Origin of the sequence: Edaphobacter aggregans DSM 19364 (assembly GCF_000745965.1) — a bacterium.
Lineage (GTDB): Bacteria > Acidobacteriota > Terriglobia > Terriglobales > Acidobacteriaceae > Edaphobacter > Edaphobacter aggregans.
Genome location: NZ_JQKI01000321.1, coordinates 1 through 1,633, shown reverse-complemented (window position 1 = coordinate 1,633; position 1,633 = coordinate 1). Strand labels below are relative to the sequence as shown.

The window sequence follows — 1,633 nt, the reverse complement described above, 5'->3', positions numbered from 1 at the left end:
AGGTTGTAGTCGATCTGCTCGACCAACTGCCGCTCCGAACGGATGGAGTAAAACACCTGCAACAACAAGGCCCGCAGAATATACTTCGGCGCAATCGAGTCTCTGGCGGCAGCGCCTTGTGGTAGCAACTGGAATCCTGCCAGAAGCCAGTACCAGGTTTGCCCTCGATGACCATCACTTTGTCCTTCGGGTAATGCGCGTAAATGAGCTCGTCCTTCTGGTTTGCTGAGCCGAACAGCCATGACCTTGGTTTGTCCTTATGGCTATGCGGAATCATTACGTGCGCACCGTTGTTTCTGTCTGTGTCCACCAGATAGTAGGCCTCGGCATAGAACGCCTCGACCACTGGCGCGGCAAGTTCTGTTAAGCGGACTCGGGCAGCACAGTACGCCGGCGATTTTCCCACCTTTGCCGCGATCTGCTCGATGCTGTACTTCGGGTCTTCCAAGTTGAGCAGGGCCTTGAATCCCTGCGCTTCCTCGAGAGGGTGAACGTCGCGGCGTTGCAGGTAATTCGACTAGCTGCGCCTCCAATGCCTCGGCGTCGGTGAGGTTGACGATGCGGACCGGAACCGTTGGCGCTTCGGCCATCTGCGCGGCGCGGTAACGTCTGGGCTCCAGCGATAATCTCGAAGCTCTGATCGGTGAGAGGCCGCACAAGCAAGGGAGAGAGAACGCCCTGGCTGCGGATGCTCTCGGCCTTATGTTCAGGCTGTGCTCATCGAAACGGCGGCGTGGATTGGTGGGTGACTCCTGCAACTGTGCCAGTGGCAGGTTACGGTATTCGCTGATGGCGGCAACGGCTTTTGACATAACAAGGCTCCTTTCGAGCGGTTGAAGGTGAAAGAATGCGGAGCGGAGACACGCTGGCTAGTCCGCTCCACAGGAGGGAGCGGACTAGCCACGAATCGACTTGTCCGTGAACGCTTCTAAAAAGCCCTGGGCGTTTATGTTCCTGTCCCACAGCCGCGCAAATTTCTGGTGTTGTTCGTAGAGGTTGGGAACGAAGACGTAATTTGTCCCGTCGATAAATCTGGAGTATTGCTCGATGCCTATGTAGTCGTTGCGGTAATAGTACGCTACAAGCTCCAAGCTGCACAGCGGTGGCTTACTTAGCTCGAAACACATCTCCGGGTCACGCATGAGGTCGCCGTTCTGTTCGCCATAGTGGGCTATGGAAATAGCAGTCAATCCAATCGGCCCCGGCTCCGGTGTAGCCTCGATGACAAGGGCCATATAAGGTGGGTTCTCGATCTTGAGGTAGAGCGTGGGCCGGTAGCCTCCGGCCCGCTCAAGGATGCGAAGAATGGTCTTCATCACGCCACCTCCGCGAATGCGTCGGTGGCATGTTCTGTCGTCTCAGTCGTTACCTCGAAGGTGACGCCGAGAATGCAATCCGCCGCTCGTTGAGCGTTGGCGGCAGCATGAATGACAAGCCGGTTATCCGCTTCCAGCTTGGCAATCCAATTCTGGATGTATGCGGTTGTGTTGCGGTCGGTATGCTCGTTGGCGATGCCCGCGATTGCACAGAGAAAGGCCGCTCCCATCTCGGCTACCAGTTCCTCCTTGCTGTAAAGCTCATCTCCGAAGTGGTCGCCAAAGGTGCGATTGAGACGGTTTTCGTGCCCTGTGCT

The 1,633-nt window shown here is 56.6% G+C and carries 3 protein-coding genes and 2 pseudogenes; all 5 read right to left on the bottom strand.

What is annotated here, in order from left to right:
• Nucleotides 1-104, bottom strand: a pseudogene (locus Q363_RS39720) (transposase); the annotation flags it as partial.
• Between the two features lie 53 nt (nt 105-157).
• Nucleotides 158-448 (bottom strand): annotated as a pseudogene (locus tag Q363_RS47520) (hypothetical protein); the annotation flags it as partial.
• Nucleotides 364-663 carry a hypothetical protein gene (locus Q363_RS46000; protein WP_342667479.1) on the bottom strand — a complete coding sequence of 100 codons (300 nt, stop codon included), beginning with the start codon at nt 661-663 and terminating at the stop codon, nt 364-366. The pseudogene Q363_RS47520 and the gene Q363_RS46000, both read right to left, overlap by 85 nt.
• A gap of 233 nt (nt 664-896) precedes the next feature.
• Nucleotides 897-1,316 carry a DUF6908 domain-containing protein gene (locus Q363_RS31525; RefSeq protein WP_035358708.1) on the bottom strand — a complete coding sequence of 140 codons (420 nt, stop codon included), beginning with the start codon at nt 1,314-1,316 and terminating at the stop codon, nt 897-899.
• Nucleotides 1,316-1,633, bottom strand: a 318-nt coding sequence (locus Q363_RS42515) for a zincin-like metallopeptidase domain-containing protein (protein ID WP_245632603.1), incomplete at its 5' end; no start/stop codon positions are given. The genes Q363_RS31525 and Q363_RS42515, both read right to left, overlap by 1 nt.